Here is a 16,439-nt window from a genome sequence, read left to right as displayed (position 1 = left end):
CCCGCGCAAGGGCCGCCCCGCCGCGCTGGGAGCGTCCCCCTCCCTAGCGCGAAGCGCGTAGAGAGAGGGGGAAGGCGCCGCAGGCGACTCAGGGGGTGTTTCATGCATCCCGAAGCAGGCGGCGCAGCACTTTGCCAGCGCCCGTGGCGGGCAGTGCGTCGATGAAACGCACCTCGCGCGGGGCTTTGTAGGGCGCCATGTTCTCGCGGCACCAAGCCACTAGGCCGGCGGCGTCCACATCCTGGCCGGGCTTCTTGACGATGAAGGCGCGCACCACCTCACCCTTTTCTGCATCGGGCACGCCAATAACCGCGGCCTGTGCCACGGCAGGGTGTTTGATGAGCAGGGTCTCGACCTCTTCGGGGAACACGCTGTAGCCCGACACCTTGATCATCTCCTTGAAACGGCCGATGAAGGTGAGGTAGCCCTCCGCATCGATCTTGCCCATGTCGCCGGTGTAGACCCAGCCGTCCCGCAGCGTCTTGGCCGTGGCCTCGGGCTTGTTCCAGTAGCCCTGGAAGTTGCCGGGGCCGTGGATGGTGATCTCGCCCACCTCGCCGGTGGGCAGCGGCGCGCCGGTGTCGGGGTCGACGATGCGCAGGGTGTTGCCCGGCACGGGCTTGCCCTGCGTGCCCCAGCGGATGGCGTCCACCGGCATGGCGGTGTCCACCGTGTGGGTTTCGGACAGCCCGTAAGCCGCCTCGTGCGAGATGCAGTTCGGCGCGAACTGCTGCCACTGCAGGGCCAGATCTTCGGTGAAGGTGATGCCGAAGCTCGTGACCGGGTTGCGGCGCAGCGCGCTCCAGTCCATGCCGCGCGCGCCCGGCACTTGCATGAGCGCGCCGTTCATGGGCGCGATGCTGTACCACCAGGTGACGCGGTGGCGCTCCAGCGCCTGGGCCACGCCCAGCGGGTCGAAGCGGTACAGCAGCACCGCGGTGGCGCCGGTGTAGACCGGCAGGTTCACCCCCATCACCATGCCGGCGATGTGGTACAGCGGTGCCACGGCCAGCAGCGTCTCGTGCGGCGTCATGCCGTTGCAGTCGGCGGAGGCCGCCGTCTTGAACGTGGCGTTGCCGTAGCTCAGCATCGCGCCCTTCGGCAGGCCGGTGGTGCCCGAGGTGTAGGTCATCAGCGAGACGTCGTCCATCGACAAGGCCACCGGCGCGGGCCGCGCGCCGGTGCGCGTGGCGGCCAGGAAGTCTTCACAGTCCGGCGGCGCGGGGGCCATGGCGGCGCGCAGGGCCAGCAGCTCGGCGGGGATGTCGATGCTGGGTTCGCCGGCCGGCAGCAGTTCGGCGTAGCGCACCACGAACACGTGCGCGAGCGCGGTCTTCGCGCGCACCTTGTCCACCACGGGCAGCAGCACGTCGGCCGCCACCACCACGCGCGCCTGCAGGTCGGTGAGCTGGTATTCGAGCTCGTGCTCCTTGTTCAGCGGCCCGCAGGGGCATACGATGGCACCGATCTTCTGGATGCCGTAGTGCGCCATCACGTACTGCGGGCAGTTGTTCATGAACAGCGCCACGGGCTCGCCCTTGGCCACGCCGAGTGCCTGCAGCCGCGCCGCGAATGCGTCGCTGGCCGCGTCGAGCTCTGCCCAGGTGAGGGGCCGGCCGTACCAGAGGTAGGCCACGCGGTCGGGCGTGTCGCGCGCGTGGCGGCGCAGGTGTTCGTGCAGCGGCAGCTGCGGTGCGGCAGAGGGCATGGCGTTGTCTCCGAGGTGTCTGGCATCGCTGGTTCCTGGCGGCTGCTCAGGGTTTTCGCTGAGTGCCCGCACCCGCCAGCGTCTTGCCAATATATACCGCTCGGTAGAACAATGCTACCCATGGGTATAAGTCAACCGTCGCACAAAGGACAGCCATGAAACAGCAGCCCCCCGTGCAGGCCACCGGCCGGCAAAAGGCCGCCACGGCCGGCTCGGACGAGAAGCGCGAACGCATCCTGCGCGCGGCCGAGGCGCTGTTCGATGCGCAGGGCTACGCCAACACCACCATCGAGCAGATCGTGCAGCGGCTGGGCGTGACCAAGCCCTTTGTGTACTACTACTTCCGCAACAAGCAGGAGATCTTCGAGACGTTGTCGTGGGCGCCCGCGGTGGCGTGCTTCACGGCGATGGACTTTGCCGCAGGCGACGACCGCCCTGCCCATGTGAAGGTGACCGAAGGCATCGAGCGGCTGATCCGCGCGACGCTGGCGCACCACCCGTCGGCGTTCTTCCCGTACCGCGAGCCGCAGGTCTACCGGCCCGAGTACCTGGCGGCGCAAAAGGATCTGGCGAACCACTTCTACGACCAGTTGTGCGCGCTGCTCGAACAGGGCCGCGACGACGGCATGTTCGAGTTCAACGACACCAAGATCACCGCGCTGGCCGCGTGCAGCCTGCCCGGCTTTCTCTACAACTGGTACCGCCCCGACGGCCGCCTTTCGCAGGACGAGGTGGCGCGGGAGCTGGCGCAGCTGGCCTGGCGCGTGCTGGGGCTGCGGCGCAGCCGCAAGCGGGACAAGGCATAGCAGCCCACGGCCCCGCGGCGCAGGGCCCTGCAGACGACAGCTTCATAACAACAGGAGACAACGACGCCATGAAAACCGCCTTCCTCACCACCCCGCTGGCCGCTGCCGCAGCCCTGCTGATCGGCACGGCCGCCAGCGCGCAGGAGACCTTCAAGGTCGCCTACATCGACCCGCTGTCGGGACCGTTCGCCAACGTGGGCGAGCTGATGCTCACGCACACGCAGTACGCCATCGAGGACATCAACGCCAAGGGCGGCGTGCTCAAGGGCGTGAAGCTGCAATTGCTGCAGTTCGACAGCAAGCTCTCGGCGCAGGAAAGCCAGAGCGCGCTGCAGGCCGCCATCGACCAGGGGGCCAAGGCCATCGTGACCGGCGGCTCGGGCTCGTCGGTGGTCACCGCGCTGGTGCAGGCCGCGGCGCGCCACAACCAGCGCAACCCGGGCAAGGAGATCCTGGTGCTCAACCACTCGTCCATCGACCCGGAGCTGACGGGCAAGGCATGCAACTTCTGGCACTTCCAGTTCGAGGCGAACACCGCCATGAAGATGAAGGCGATTGCCAACTACATCAAGAAGCAGCCGGACATCAAGAAGGTGTACCTGCTGAACCAGGACTACGCGCACGGCAAGCAGTGGGCGCACTACGGCCGCGAGATGGTGGGCCTGGCGCGGCCCGACGTGCAGTTCGTGGGCGAGGCGCTGCACCCCATCGGCCGCGTGAAGGACTTTGCGCCCTACCTCGCCAAGGTCAAGAGCACCGACGCCGACTCCATCATCACCGGCAACTGGGGGCAGGACATGACGCTGCTGCTGAAAGCCGCGGGCGATGCGGGCTACAACCTGCGCTACTTCAACCACAGCGCGGGCTCCATTCCCGGGACGGTGCTGGCCGTATCGCAGGCCAAGCAGGGCCAGCTGACCTGGGTGGCCGAATGGCATCCGGGCCAGGCCGACACCCCCAAGGTGGATGGCCTTGCCAAGGCCTACAAGGCCAAGACGGGCAAGGACTTCCTTGCGCCGCGCATCGAGATGACGCCGCGCTTTCTGGCCGCCGCGATCCAGAAGGCGCAGTCCACCGACGCGGTGAAGGTGGCGCGCGCCCTGGAAGACCTGACGCTCGACTCCGTGGTGGGCCCGGTGCGCATGCGCGCAGAGGACCACCAGCTGCTGCTGCCGCAGGTGGTCAACACCATCGCGCCGGTGGATGGCAAGACCGTCAAGGTCGGATGGGAGGGCACGAACTACGGCTTCCGCACCGATGCGGCCTACACCGGCAATGAGCTGGCGCAAGGCACGGACTGCAAGATGACCCGGCCTTGACTGCACGGCACATCTGCGCGCGGTAGACCCCACAGCGGCAGCCGCCACAGGCCGCCGCTACCATGGCCGGTCTTTGCATTCATCGACCCGACCCACAAGGACCGCGCCCATGCCCGACTTTCGCAGCGACACCGTCACCCAGCCCACGCCCGCCATGCGCGAGGCCATGTTCAAGGCCCCGCTGGGCGACGATGTGTTTGCCGACGACCCTTCGGTGAACGCTCTGCAGGAGCATGCGGCGCAGCTGCTGGGCTTCGAGGCCGCACTGTTCGCGCCCTCGGGCACGCAGACCAACCTGATCGCGCTGTGGGGCCACTGCCAGCGCGGCGACGAGGCCATCGTGGGCCAGAGCTGGCACACCTACCGCTGGGAGGCCGGCGGCATGGCGGTGCTGGGCTCCATCCAGCCGCAGCCGGTGGAGACGCAGCCTGACGGCACGCTGCGCATTGCCGACATCGCCGCCGCCATCAAGCCGGACGACCCGCACTTCGCGCGCACCCGCCTCGTGGTGCTGGAGAACACGACCGGCGGCCAGGTGCTGCCGCCCGCCTACATCGCCGAGGTGGCCCAGCTGGCGCGCAGCCGGGGGCTGGCCATGCACCTGGACGGCGCGCGCCTGTTCAACGCCGCCACGGCCAATGCGGCGCGCCACGGCACCGATGTGTACGACGAGGCGCGTGCGCTGTGCAGCCATTTCGATTCGGCATCGCTGTGCCTGAGCAAGGGGCTGGGGGCGCCGGTCGGTTCGCTGGTGCTGGGCTCGCGCGACTTCATCCGCCAGGCCCGGCGCACCCGCAAGATCCTGGGCGGCGGCATGCGCCAGGCCGGCGTGCTGGCCGCCGCGGGCCACTACGCCCTGGAGCACCACGTGCGCCGCCTGGCCGACGACCACGCGAACCTGGCAAGGCTGGCCCAGGGGCTGAGCGATCTCAACCAGCGCCATCCGGTGCTGCAGGGCAAGATCACGGTCCACCCGTGGCAGACCAACATCCTCTTCACCGACCTGCATGCGGATGTGGCCCCGGCGTTCACGGCCTGGCTGGCCGAGCACGGCGTGCGCGTGACGAGCAGCCTGTACGGCGTCGCCACGCGCCTGCGCTGGGTGGCGCACCTGGACGTGAGCGAGGCGGATGTGACCGCGGCGCTGGACTGCGTGGCGCGGTTCCAGTTGCCGGCCTGATCGACCCTCTCGCGCTTCAGGCGGTGGGGTAAGTCCGCCCTCCGAAGATGCCGGTGCCCACGCGCACCATCGTGCTGCCGGCGTGGATGGCGGCTTCCAGGTCGGCGGTCATGCCCAGGGACAGGGTGTCGAAGTGTTCGAGGCTGGGTTCCTGCAGCGCCGCTATCTGGTCAAAAAGCGCCTTGGCGCCCGCATGAAGGGCGCGCTGCGCTTCGAATTCAGGAGCATGGTCCGGGATGCTCATGATCCCGCGCACCACCAGCCGTGGCAGTTTCGCGACAGCGCGCACCAATTCCAGCGTGTCGGCGGGCGCCACGCCGGACTTGGTGGCGCCGCCGTCGATGTTGACCTGCACGCATATTTGTAACGGCGCCAGGTGCTCCGGCCGCTGGGCCGACAGGCGCTCGGCGATCTTCAGGCGGTCCACCGTGTGAACCCAGTCGAAGTGCTCGGCCACCAGGCGCGTCTTGTTGCTCTGGATGGGCCCGATGCAGTGCCACTGCAGCGCCACGGCGGGCTCCGCAGCGCGCAGGGCGATGATCTTGTCCACGCCTTCCTGGATGTAGTTCTCGCCGAAGTCGCGCTGCCCGGCAGCAACAGCCTCGGTCACCGCGTCGGCGCCGAAGGTCTTGGAAACGGCCAGCAGGAGGACGCTGGCGGGGTCGCGCGAAGCAGCTGTGCACGCCTGCGCCATCCTGCCCAGAACCTGTTGGAGGTTGTTAGCAATCGTGGTCATAATGTTTGACAGCGTATCAAACGATAGAGGGATTCCGTGGACATTACCCAACTGCTCGCTTTCAGCGTCAAGAACAAGGCCTCCGACCTGCACCTTTCAGCCGGTCTGCCGCCCATGATCCGGGTCCACGGGGATGTCCGCCGCATCAATGTCGATGCGCTCGACCACAAGACGGTGCATGCCATGGTGTACGACATCATGAGCGACTCGCAGCGCAAGACGTACGAAGAATTCCTCGAGGTCGACTTCTCGTTCGAGATCGAAGGCCTGGCGCGCTTTCGCGTCAACGCCTTCAACCAGAACCGCGGCGCGGCCGCCGTGTTCCGGACCATTCCTTCCAAGATCCTGACCCTTGAGCAGCTCAACGCGCCCAAGATCTTCGGCGACCTGGCTTTGAAGCCGCGCGGCCTGGTGCTGGTGACCGGCCCCACGGGCTCGGGCAAGTCGACCACGCTGGCCGCCATGGTCAACTACCTGAACGAAACCGAGTACGGCCACATCCTCACGGTGGAGGACCCGATCGAGTTCGTGCACGAATCCAAGAAGTGCCTGATCAACCAGCGCGAAGTCGGCCCGATGACGCTGTCGTTCGCCGCCGCGCTGAAGTCCGCACTGCGCGAAGACCCGGACGCCATCCTGGTGGGCGAAATGCGCGACCTGGAAACCATCCGCCTGGCCATGACGGCTGCGGAAACGGGCCACTTGGTGTTCGGCACGCTGCACACCTCCAGCGCCGCCAAGACCATCGACCGGATCATCGACGTGTTCCCGGCCGAAGAAAAGGAAATGGTCCGCGCGATGCTGTCCGAGTCGCTGCAGGCCGTGATCTCGCAGACGCTGTGCAAGACCAAGGACGGCTCGGGCCGCGTGGCGGCGCACGAGATCATGCTGGGCACCAGCGCCATCCGCAACCTGATCCGCGAAGCCAAGGTGGCACAGATGTACTCCACCATCCAGACCAGCAACAGCGTGGGCATGCAGACGCTGGACCAGAACCTGACCGACCTGGTCCGCCGCAACATCATCAGCCCGGCCGAAGCGCGTGCCAAGGCCAAGATCCCCGACAACTTCCCCGGCTGAAATGCGAGACCCCCTGAGTCGCTTCGCGCGTTCCCCCTCTCTCGCATTGCTGCGCAATGCGGGATGGGGAGGCCCCCAGTGCGGCGGGGTGGCCCTTGCACGGGGGCGTGGCTTGGGCCGCGCCGACTCCGAACGCTCTGCGATCCAGACTTCACCACATTGACAGACGACACGGCGGCGCACAGCGTCGCACTACGGAGCTCACTATGAAAGGCATTCTTGGCCTTCTGAAAATGAAAACCCGCAACGGCAAGCCCGCGGACGACCACACGGATTCCGTGCTGTTCTCCACCGCGTTCGCCGGCCAGGGCGTGGACGACTCGATGCTGGTGCCCTGGGAGGCCCGCGCTGTGGAAGTGGGCGCCAAGCGCCTGCCCACGAGCCGCGGCGGCAAGCTGCTGCAGGGGCTGTGGGCCAAGGACAAGTACATGGCGCACCTGGACAAGGACGCCGTGGAGCGCATGGAGCGCTTCTTCGAGTTCGCCGCCATCCCGTCCAACCGCGATGTGATCCGCCAGGACGAGTACGGCAACTTCATGGTGGTGCTGCTCACCGGCACCATCGCGGTGGACCGCGTGCAGCCCTGGGGCGAGCAGCTGCGCCTGGCCGAGACGCGGCCCGGCGACATCCTGGGCGAGATGTCGCTGCTGGACAGCGGCATCCGCTTTTCGGCCTGCACCACGCTGACCGACTGCGAGATTGCGGTGCTGTCCGCCGAAGCCATGGACGACATGATGACCAAGGACCCGCAACTGGCAGCCAGCCTGATCGCCCTGCTGGCCCGCAAGCTGTCGCTGCGGCTGCGCGTCGTCAGCGCCCGCCTGAGCGACAACCAGAAGTGACACCACCGATGCGCCGACGATTCAACATCATCAACAGTGGCCGTCCCGCGGACGAACACGCCAGGGAGAAAATCTGATGGAACGCGATCAGGCCAGTAAATTCATCAATGACCTGCTCAAGCTGATGGTGAGCCGCAATGGCAGCGACTTGTTCATCACGGCAGACTTCCCGCCCGCGATCAAGGTGGATGGCAAGGTGACCAAGGTCTCGCCGCAGCCGCTCACGCCCGCCCACACGCTGACGCTGGCCCGCTCGGTGATGAGCGACAAGCAGGTGGCCGACTTCGAGCGCACCAAGGAATGCAACTTCGCCATCTCGCCCGCAGGCGTGGGCCGGTTCCGGGTGAACGCGTTCGTGCAGCAGGGGCGCGTGGGCATGGTGATGCGGACGATTCCGCTCACGCTGCCCACCATCGACGGACTGGGCGTGCCGCAGGTGCTCAAGGACGTGACGATGACCAAGCGCGGCCTGTGCATCCTGGTGGGTGCCACGGGCTCGGGCAAGTCGACCACCCTGGCCGCCATGGTGGACTGGCGCAACGAGAACTCGTTCGGCCACATCATCACCGTGGAGGACCCGGTGGAATTCGTGCACCCGCACAAGAACTGCGTGGTCACGCAGCGCGAAGTGGGCCTGGATACCGACAGCTGGGAAGCGGCGCTGAAGAACACGCTGCGCCAGGCGCCCGACGTGATCCTGATGGGCGAAATCCGCGACCGCGAAACCATGGAGCACGCCGTGGCGTTTGCCGAGACCGGCCACTTGTGCCTGGCCACGCTGCACGCCAACAGCGCCAACCAGGCGCTGGACCGGATCATCAACTTCTTCCCCGAAGAGCGCCGCCCGCAACTGCTGATGGACCTGTCGCTCAACCTGCGCGCCATGGTGTCGCAGCGCCTGATTCCCAAGCAGGACGGCAAGGGCCGGGCTGCCGCCGTGGAGATCATGCTGAACACGCCGCTGATCTCGGATCTGATCTTCAAGGGCGATGTCCACGAGATCAAGGAGATCATGAAGAAGAGCCGCAACCTGGGCATGCAGACCTTCGACCAGGCGCTGTTCGACCTGTACGAGGCCAACATGATCACCTACGAGGACGCGCTGCGCAACGCCGATTCGCTGAACGACCTGCGGCTGCAGATCAAGCTCAACAGCCAGCGTGCCAAGTCGCCGGACCTGGCGCAGGGTACCGAGCATTTCGCGATTGTTTGAAGCCCCCTGAGTCGCCTGCGGCGCCATCCCCCACAGGGGGACGCCACCGGTGGCCGGGCAAAGCCCGCTCCACGGTGGCACTGGCAAGTGCACGCCCATCGCGGGCTTTTCGTTTTTTTGATCCACCCATTTCTGTATTCACATGCCAAGTACCAACCCCCGCAACTACGACGCCACCCCTTCCCGCAAGGTCGCCTTCCTGGGCCTGGGGGTGATGGGCTATCCGATGGCCGGACACCTCGCGCTGGCGGGGCATGAGGTCACGGTGTACAACCGCACCGCTACCAAATCGATAGCTTGGTGCGCAGAGTACGCGGGCGCCACAGCCCCAAAACATGCACCCACGCCGCGCGAGGCGGCGGCCGGGGCGGACATCGTGTTCTGCTGCGTGGGCAATGACGATGACCTGCGCTCCGTGACGCTCGGTGCCGACGGTGCGTTTGCGGGCATGAAGCCGGGCGCGGTCTTCGTGGACCACACCACCGCGTCGGCCGAGGTGGCGCGCGAGCTGTATGCCGCCGCCAAGGCGCAGGGCCTGCAGTTTGTCGATGCGCCCGTTTCGGGCGGCCAGGCCGGTGCGCAGAACGGGCAGCTCACGGTGATGTGCGGTGGCGACGCCGATGCGTTCAACACCGCCCAGCCCGTGGCCGCGGCGTTTGCACGTGCCTTCACGCTGCTGGGCGACAGCGGCGCGGGCCAGTTGGCGAAGATGGTCAACCAGATCTGTATTGCCGGGCTGGTGCAGGGCCTGTCCGAGGCCGTGGCATTCGGCCAGAACGCGGGCCTGGACATGAAGCAGGTGCTGGACGTGATCGGCAAGGGCGCGGCCCAGAGCTGGCAGATGGACAACCGCGGCAAGACCATGGTGGACGACAAGTTCGACTTCGGCTTTGCGGTGGACTGGATGCGCAAGGACCTGGGCCTGGTGCTGGACGAGGCCAAGCGCAACGGCTCGCGCGTGCCGGTGACGGCGCTGGTGGACCAGTTCTATGCCGACGTGCAGAAGATGGGCGGCAACCGCTGGGATACGTCGAGCCTGGTCAAGCGGCTGAAGTGAAGCCCCCCTGAGTCGCCTGCGGCGCCTCGGTGGCACGCGCCAGAGGCGCGGCCTCTTCGGCCTGTCCAAGCCTGCGCAGGCAGGCTTGGAGCCGCGGGCCTCAGCCCCCGAGGGGGGACGCACCCGGTGGCCCGGCAGAGCCGGTTCCACGGGTGCGCTGGCTTGTGCAGCGCCAGTTTCACAGCACGGCGCGCAGGGTCGTCGCCAAAAAAAGAATCCCGGCCGCGTGTTGCGCGCCGGGATTTCTTTTTTAGTCAGCGGTCATGCAGGCTGCCTGGCCTGCTGGATGATATTCAGCCGCCTGCAGGCTTGGTGTTGTCCGTGGTGACGGGCGCGGGCTGCGGTGCGATGCGGCGCAGTTCTTCTTCCGAGACGATCTCGAACACGCGCACGACCTTGGTCACGCCGCTCACGCCGCGCGCGATGTCGGAGGCGCGGGTGGCTTCGCGCTGCGACACGCGGCCCATCAGGTAGACGATGCCGCGCTCGGTCACCACCTTGAAGGAGTTGGCCGAGATGTCTTTCGCGTCCACCAGGCTGGCGCGGACCTTGCCGGTGATGAAGGTGTCGTTGGAGCGCTGGCTCAGCGTGGTGGTGGGCATGACGGCCAGGTCGTTGACCACCGAGCGGGTGTTCTCCACCTGCGAGACGATCTGCTCCACGGTCTGCCGGTCCTGGGCCGTGGCGACCTCGCCGGTCAGCAGGGCCTGGCGGTTGTAGCTGGTTACGTTGACGTGCGCGCGGTCGCCCAACGTTTCGCGGATGCGGGCGGCAGCGCGCAGTTCGATGCCTTCGTCCTCGATCTGCGTGCCGGCCGTGCGGCGGTCGATGGCCATCACGCCACCCACCATGGCACCGCCGACGATCAGCGGCGCGCAGGCTGCGAGGCCCCCGGCCAGGGCGGCTGCGGCGAGCACGGTGCACACCGCACGGGATGCGCGGCGAAGGGTCGGGTTCATGGTCGTCGTCGTTTGCGTCATAGCGGAATCTCCTGTTCACCAAGTAACTGGGCGTCCACGCCGTCGCACAGGCAGTGCAGCACCAGGGCATGGACTTCGCGCACACGCGCGGCCCGGTCGTGGGGGACGCTGATCAACACATCGGTCTCGCGCAGCAGCGCAGACAGCTTGCCGCCCGTGCGGCCAGTCAGGGCCACCACGGTCATGTCGCGCTCGTGCGCGGCCTCGGTGGCGGCGATCAGGTTGGCATCGTTGCCGGTGGCCGACAGCAGCAGCAGCACGTCGCCCGCCTGGCCGAGCGCGCGCACTTGGCGGGCAAACTGCTGGGTGGCGTCGTGCACCGCCCCCGCGCCGACGGCGGCCGAGGTGAGCAGGGTGCTATCGGACGAGAGGGCCAGCGCGGCCAGCTCGGGGCGTTCGCGCTCGAAGCCGGTGACGCAGAAGGCGGCGAACTGCCGGGCCTCTGCGGCCGAGGGACCGTTGCCGCAGGCCAGGACCTTGCCGCCGCTGGTCACGCAGGCCAGGATGGCCTGCACGGCGGCAGCGATGGGGTGGCTCAGGGCCTGCGCGGCCTGGTACTTCAGGTCGGCGCTGTCGATGAAATGCTGTTGGATGCGTTGCTCAAGCATGAGGCCCCGATGATACCCGCCGGGTGTTACAGCTTTTGTAGCAAACCGTTGCCGTCTGCCTTGCGCTGGCGGGCTGTGACATAGCCACGCGGACAGCCCGGACTACTGCGCATCGAATGCCGCCTTGAGCCACTGGACCGTGCCCTCCACCAGCACCACGTCGAACCGGCATGGCGGCGGCGACGGCAGGCGCAGCAGGTAGTGGCGCGCCGCAAAAACGATGCGCTGCTGCTTGGCGGCGCTGATGCTCGCGCCCGCCCCGCCGAAGGACGCGCTGGCGCGGCTGCGCACCTCGACGAACACCAGCGTGCCATCCTGATCGCGCAGGATGAGGTCGATCTCGCCACCGCCGCGGCCGGGCGTCCGATAATTGCGCACCACGAGCTGCAGGCCCTGCGCCTGCAGGTACGCCAGGGCCCGGTCTTCTGCCGCATTGCCGCGCTCGCGCGTGGTGGTGCTGGCGGTCGCCGTGGCTGTGGTGCCCGCAGCGCGGCCGGGCGCCGCAGGCGTGGCCGCAGCAGACTTCTTTCTTCCAAGGAAATTCATTGAGCGCTTCTTTCGCTTCAGCCCAGAGCGCCGCGCATGAGGCAGCGGCTGCGCAGCATTATCCGCAGGGCGCGCTGTACGTGGTGGCCACGCCCATCGGCAACCTGGCGGACATCACGCTGCGCGCGCTGCACGTGTTGCAACTGGTGGACGCCGTGGCCTGCGAGGACACGCGCCACACGCAGTCGCTGCTGCGCGCTTACGGTATCGACAAGAACTCCGGGCAACTGCTGGCCGTGCACCAGCACAACGAGGCCGAGGCCGCGCAGGCCGTGGTGCAGCGGCTGCAGCAAGGCCAGCGCGTGGCCTACGTGAGCGACGCCGGCACCCCGGGCGTGAGCGACCCCGGCGCGCGCCTGGTGGCCGCCGTGCAGGCCGCCGGGCTGCGGGCCGTGCCCCTGCCCGGCGCGAGCAGCGTGACCACGGCGCTGAGCGTGGCGGGTGCGGTGGCGCACAGCACCGAGCACGGCGGCTTTGTGTTTGCGGGTTTTCTGCCGGTCAAGAATGCCGAGCGGGCCGCCGTCATCCACAAGCAGCTGGCCGGCGAGCCCCGCTGCGTGGTGCTGCTGGAGGCCCCGCACCGCATCGGCGAACTGGCCACCGCCCTGGCCGTGCTGGGCGACCGCCCGGTGACGCTGGCGCGCGAGCTGACCAAGCAGTTCGAGGAAGTGACGACCCAGCCCGCGCACGCCCTGGCGGCCTGGCTGGACGGCGGGCCGCAGCGCTCGCGCGGCGAGTTCGTGGTGCTGCTGCACCCGGTGCCCGTGGCGGCCGACGACGGCGACAGCCTGCGCGTGCTGCGCCTGCTGGTGCAGGAGCTGCCCCTGAAGACCGCCGTGCGGCTGGCGGCCGAGATCACGGGCGCATCGCGCAACGTGCTATACGACACGGCGCTGGCGTGGAAGCGCGGCGATGCAGCGGGTGTTGAAGACAGCGAAGAGCCGGCAGACTGAATACGGCCTGCATCCAGCATGAAAATGGCCTCTACCGCTTGATAGACAAGCGCTAGAAGCTATAACTTTAGTAGCAAATGGATTCCGGCAGGGACGCCGCCCACGGTGCGGCTGCACCCCGTGCCGCGCGCACCTCGCAACGGCCCGATCGGCCCGATAGCTGAACCCACTGAACCCACTGAACCCACTGAATCGACTGGATCAACTCGATTCAGCGCATCGGCTCACCAACAACCCAGCCTCTCAGCGCGACACGGCCAGGCCCGCCGCCACCCCGCCAAACAAGTCACCCTCGACCTGCGGCGTGTCCGGGAAAGCCTCCCTCAGCGCCTGCCGCAGCGGCCGCAGCGCGGACGAGCCACCCGTCAGGTAGATGGCGTCCACGCCCTGCGGGCCCAGGCCCGCCTGCTGCACGCAGTCGTGCGCGCAGGCCACCACCTGGGCCAGCGGCTGGGCCAGAAACTGCGACAACCCCTGGGGCGTGACGGCGGCCTGCAGCCCGCGCTCGATCCAGTCGAGCGGCATGGGCGCCTCGGCGTCGGCCAGGGACGCCGCGATCTTGGCCTGCTCCACCGTGTCGGCCATGCGGTGGCCCAGGCGTTCGCGCAGCACGTACATCAGGCGCTCGTACAGGCGCGGGTCCGCGTAGTCGGTGCGCAGGCTCTGCGCGTCGCGCAGCGCCTTGGGCGAGTACAGCCACTGGATCAGGTGCCAGGTCGATAAATCGAAGAACACGCGGCTGGGCACCTCGCGCCCCGAGGGCCCGGTGTGGCGAAAGCCCAGCAGCGGCATCAGCAGGTCCAGGCTGAGGCGGCGGTCGAAGTCCGTGCCGCCCACGTGCACGCCGGTGGTGGCCAGCACGTCGCCGCTGCGGTCGGGCCGCGCAAAGCGGTCCGGCCCCAGCCGCACCACGGTGAAGTCGGACGTACCGCCGCCGATGTCCACCACCAGCACGATGGATTCGCGGGCTATGCGCTGCTCGTAGTCGAGCGCGGCGGCGATGGGCTCCAGCTGGAACGACACCTCGGAAAACCCCGCGTCCACCGCGGCCTGGCGCAGCGCGGCCTCGGCCTGCTGGTCGCGCTCGGCATCGTCGTCCACAAAGTGCACCGGCCGCCCCATCACCACGCGCGCGGGCATGCCGCCCAGGTCGTCGCAGGCCTTGCCCACCAGCATGCGCAAAAACAGGCTGATGACGTCCTGGTAGCTCACCAGCTTGTCGTGCACCACGGTCTTGTCCTGCAGCAGCGCGCTGCCCAGCAGGCTCTTGAGCGAGCGCATCAACCGCCCCTCGGTGCCCGCCAGGTACTGCGCCACCGCGTCCCGCCCGAAGTGGGTGCGGTGGTCCTCACCGTTGAAGAACAGCGCCGTGGGCAGCGCGCGCGCCTCGCCCTCCAGCGCGATCATCCGGGCCGGGCCCGTGCCCTGGCGCACCGCCATCGCGGAGTTGGACGTGCCGAAGTCGATACCGAGGGTGGTGTCCTGCAAAAGACGCATGGTCATGAAAATAGGGCAATGAAAGAACGCTTGCAGCAGCAGCACGCGCTCACACACGCTCGGAACCTGCAGACGAAAAAATGAAGAATGGAGGATGAAAAACGGGGCACCAAGCCCCGTGGCTGCCGACCCATGGGCGGCACACCCCAGGCAGTGCTTGCGCAACGTCGGGCCGAAATGATAGTGGCGCCCGCAGCGAGTGCGGCGCAAACACCGGCAAAGGGCCTGGATTCTCCACCATCCGGCGCACACCCGGGCGGTCACCCGGGCGGTCACCGCCGCGGGCTGCAACGGACTGGTGCGCCGGCCCCTCAGCGTGGGTATCGACGGGGGGTGCCGCTCAAGGGCAGTCCGCGACGCGCTGGAACGCCTGGCCCGAGCCCACCATCGGCTCTGCGGGCGCGCCGGGTGCCGCATGCACCTGCCGCCCGACGGTGGCCAGGAAAGTGCCCGGCGCCACCTCCGAGATGGCAATGGGAGATCGCCCGCTCGGCCCGCCCGGCCCGCTCGGCCCGCCCGGCGCCGCAGGGGGCCACACTACACGCTCCCAGGCCGTCCCGGCCAACCGCACTCCAAAATCGAAGTGATGGCTCGCATCAGCGCCGACCGCTGTGCATGGCAGGGCGCCTCATGCACCATGGCGGGTTTGTCATCCGTCACCGCCCACCATGAAACTCGCTGCCGTCATCACCACCCTGTCCCTGGCCGCCACCTGCGCGCACGCGCAGTCCAAGCAGGACTTTCAGGCCGCACTCGACCGCGAGATGCATGTCATCGACGCGGCCACGGTGGCCACCTGCAGGGCCCTGCACCCGGACCTGGCCCAGGACATCGACAAGAACTGGCGCCAGAACCTCGCCGCGCTGTCGGCCGACCTTACCGAGTACCGCAAGACCGACGCCTTTGCCAAGGCGAAGGCCAAGTACGAGCAGGAACAAACCCTCGAAGCCAGAAAGCCCGCGAACCAGAAGGTGTTTCAAGGCACCTGCAAGGCGATGGCCGGGCGATAGCGACGCCTGCGGGCGCCCAGCGCCGTGTGCGGCATGATGCCGGCACCTCTGGCGCGCCGGTGCTGCCAGAGACCCGGCCCGCTGACCCGGGGCACTGCGCCCCCAACCCGAGGATTGCCCCATGACCGCCTCTTCGACACCCGACACCCCGCTGCGCGTGGCCCTGGTGACCGGCTCCACATCGGGCATCGGCGCCGCCATTGCGCGCAGGCTCCGCCGCGAGGGCTATGCGGTGGTCCTGCACTCCCGCAGCTCGGCCGACACGGGGCGCGCCATGGCCGCCGAGCTGGTGCAGGCAACGTATGTGCAGGCGGACCTGGCGCTCGAAACCGACCGAATCCGGCTGGTCGACGAGGCCATGGGCGCCTGGGGGCAGCTCGACGTGCTGGTCAACAACGCCGGCATCAGCCGCGTCATCCCGCACGGCGACCTGGCGGCGGCCACGTCGGCGGTGTGGCATGAGCTGCACGAGGTCAATGTCGTGGCGCCCTTTCACCTCGTCGCCCTGGCCGAGCCCGCCCTGCGCGCGGCGGCGCAGCGAGGCCGCGCCGGCAGCGTCGTCAACATCAGCTCGCACGCAGGCGTGCGCCCGAAGGGTGCGTCCATTCCGTATGCGGTGAGCAAGGCGTCGCTCAACCACCTGACCCGCCTGCTGGCCCTGTCGCTCGGGCCGGACATCCGCGTCAACGCCGTGGCGCCGGGCCTGGTCGACACGCCGCTCACGGCCGACTGGACCGCCGCGCAGGCCCTGTGGCGCGAACGCGCCCCCATGCACCGCGCGGCCAGCGCCGACGACATCGCCCACGCCGTGGCGATGCTGGTGGCCTCGGACTATCTGACCGGGGAAGTGCTGCTGTCGGACGGTGGCTTGAACCTGACGTGAGGCCAGCGGGGCCGCACCCGC

16 protein-coding genes are annotated in these 16,439 nt (G+C 68.3%); 10 read left to right on the top strand and 6 right to left on the bottom strand.

What is annotated here, in order from left to right; all coding sequences use genetic code 11:
• Nucleotides 1–100: 100 nt before the first annotated feature.
• Entirely contained in the window at nt 101–1,708 is a 1,608-nt protein-coding gene (locus ACSQ3D_RS17235) for an AMP-binding protein (RefSeq protein ID WP_436127694.1), read from the bottom strand.
• Nucleotides 1,709–1,863: 155 nt separating this feature from the next.
• Here ACSQ3D_RS17235 and ACSQ3D_RS17230 point away from each other — a divergent pair, with 155 nt between their 5' ends.
• The 3 genes from ACSQ3D_RS17230 (at nt 1,864) to ltaE (ending at nt 5,013) form a co-directional block, all read left to right on the top strand.
• On the top strand, nt 1,864–2,514 hold the full coding sequence (locus ACSQ3D_RS17230; protein ID WP_436127693.1) for a TetR/AcrR family transcriptional regulator: 651 nt from the start codon (nt 1,864–1,866) through the stop codon (nt 2,512–2,514).
• A 68-nt stretch (nt 2,515–2,582) separates the two neighbouring features.
• The gene (locus tag ACSQ3D_RS17225) at nt 2,583–3,833 is read left to right on the top strand and encodes a branched-chain amino acid ABC transporter substrate-binding protein (RefSeq protein WP_156370530.1); all 1,251 of its coding nucleotides are present in this window, start codon (nt 2,583–2,585) and stop codon (nt 3,831–3,833) included.
• A gap of 109 nt (nt 3,834–3,942) precedes the next feature.
• On the top strand, nt 3,943–5,013 hold the full coding sequence (ltaE, locus tag ACSQ3D_RS17220; RefSeq protein ID WP_436127692.1) for a low-specificity L-threonine aldolase: 1,071 nt from the start codon (nt 3,943–3,945) through the stop codon (nt 5,011–5,013).
• Between the two features lie 16 nt (nt 5,014–5,029).
• Here the strand turns inward: ltaE and ACSQ3D_RS17215 are convergent, their stop codons facing one another.
• Nucleotides 5,030–5,749 (bottom strand): YggS family pyridoxal phosphate-dependent enzyme, encoded by a 720-nt coding sequence (locus ACSQ3D_RS17215; protein WP_436127691.1) that lies wholly within the window; start codon nt 5,747–5,749, stop codon nt 5,030–5,032.
• A 36-nt stretch (nt 5,750–5,785) separates the two neighbouring features.
• Between ACSQ3D_RS17215 and ACSQ3D_RS17210 the strand changes: the two genes are divergently transcribed.
• From ACSQ3D_RS17210 to ACSQ3D_RS17195, 4 genes are all read left to right on the top strand, one after another.
• Nucleotides 5,786–6,829: a type IV pilus twitching motility protein PilT gene (locus ACSQ3D_RS17210; RefSeq protein ID WP_056165066.1), complete on the top strand. Its 1,044-nt coding sequence runs from the start codon at nt 5,786–5,788 to the stop codon at nt 6,827–6,829.
• A gap of 206 nt (nt 6,830–7,035) precedes the next feature.
• Nucleotides 7,036–7,671, top strand: coding sequence for a Crp/Fnr family transcriptional regulator (locus ACSQ3D_RS17205; protein ID WP_056165064.1), 636 nt, complete (start codon nt 7,036–7,038; stop codon nt 7,669–7,671).
• Nucleotides 7,672–7,747: 76 nt separating this feature from the next.
• Nucleotides 7,748–8,884 (top strand): PilT/PilU family type 4a pilus ATPase, encoded by a 1,137-nt coding sequence (locus ACSQ3D_RS17200; RefSeq protein ID WP_056410031.1) that lies wholly within the window; start codon nt 7,748–7,750, stop codon nt 8,882–8,884.
• A gap of 142 nt (nt 8,885–9,026) precedes the next feature.
• A complete protein-coding gene (locus tag ACSQ3D_RS17195; RefSeq protein ID WP_436127690.1) occupies nt 9,027–9,941 on the top strand; it encodes an NAD(P)-dependent oxidoreductase in 915 nt (304 codons plus the stop codon).
• Nucleotides 9,942–10,234: 293 nt separating this feature from the next.
• On the opposite strand, the gene ACSQ3D_RS17190 is transcribed toward ACSQ3D_RS17195, so the two are convergent.
• The 3 genes from ACSQ3D_RS17190 to ACSQ3D_RS17180 all read right to left on the bottom strand — a co-directional run bounded on the left by ACSQ3D_RS17190 (nt 10,235) and on the right by ACSQ3D_RS17180 (nt 12,075).
• Complete coding sequence (locus ACSQ3D_RS17190) at nt 10,235–10,900, bottom strand: BON domain-containing protein (RefSeq protein WP_436127689.1); 666 nt, start codon at nt 10,898–10,900, stop codon at nt 10,235–10,237.
• 17 nt (nt 10,901–10,917) lie between these two features.
• Nucleotides 10,918–11,529 (bottom strand): SIS domain-containing protein, encoded by a 612-nt coding sequence (locus tag ACSQ3D_RS17185; protein WP_056165057.1) that lies wholly within the window; start codon nt 11,527–11,529, stop codon nt 10,918–10,920.
• A 102-nt stretch (nt 11,530–11,631) separates the two neighbouring features.
• Nucleotides 11,632–12,075 carry a YraN family protein gene (locus tag ACSQ3D_RS17180; protein ID WP_436127688.1) on the bottom strand — a complete coding sequence of 148 codons (444 nt, stop codon included), beginning with the start codon at nt 12,073–12,075 and terminating at the stop codon, nt 11,632–11,634.
• Here ACSQ3D_RS17180 and rsmI point away from each other — a divergent pair.
• Nucleotides 12,075–13,028, top strand: coding sequence for a 16S rRNA (cytidine(1402)-2'-O)-methyltransferase (rsmI, locus tag ACSQ3D_RS17175; protein WP_436127687.1), 954 nt, complete (start codon nt 12,075–12,077; stop codon nt 13,026–13,028). The genes ACSQ3D_RS17180 and rsmI overlap by 1 nt on opposite strands.
• 243 nt (nt 13,029–13,271) lie before the next feature.
• Here the strand turns inward: rsmI and ACSQ3D_RS17170 are convergent, their stop codons facing one another.
• Nucleotides 13,272–14,525, bottom strand: coding sequence for an Hsp70 family protein (locus ACSQ3D_RS17170; RefSeq protein ID WP_082485860.1), 1,254 nt, complete (start codon nt 14,523–14,525; stop codon nt 13,272–13,274).
• 668 nt (nt 14,526–15,193) lie between these two features.
• Between ACSQ3D_RS17170 and ACSQ3D_RS17165 the strand changes: the two genes are divergently transcribed.
• Together ACSQ3D_RS17165 and ACSQ3D_RS17160 are read left to right on the top strand one after the other, a co-directional pair.
• Nucleotides 15,194–15,535 carry a hypothetical protein gene (locus ACSQ3D_RS17165; RefSeq protein ID WP_436127686.1) on the top strand — a complete coding sequence of 114 codons (342 nt, stop codon included), beginning with the start codon at nt 15,194–15,196 and terminating at the stop codon, nt 15,533–15,535.
• A 121-nt stretch (nt 15,536–15,656) separates the two neighbouring features.
• A complete protein-coding gene (locus ACSQ3D_RS17160) occupies nt 15,657–16,418 on the top strand; it encodes an SDR family NAD(P)-dependent oxidoreductase (RefSeq protein WP_436127685.1) in 762 nt (253 codons plus the stop codon).
• Nucleotides 16,419–16,439 lie beyond the last annotated feature (21 nt).

The organism is Acidovorax sp. LjRoot117 (genome assembly GCF_964252695.1).
GTDB lineage: Bacteria > Pseudomonadota > Gammaproteobacteria > Burkholderiales > Burkholderiaceae_C > Acidovorax.
The sequence above is the reverse complement of the archived record's forward strand: the minus strand, read 5'-3'. Positions and strand labels throughout refer to the sequence as shown.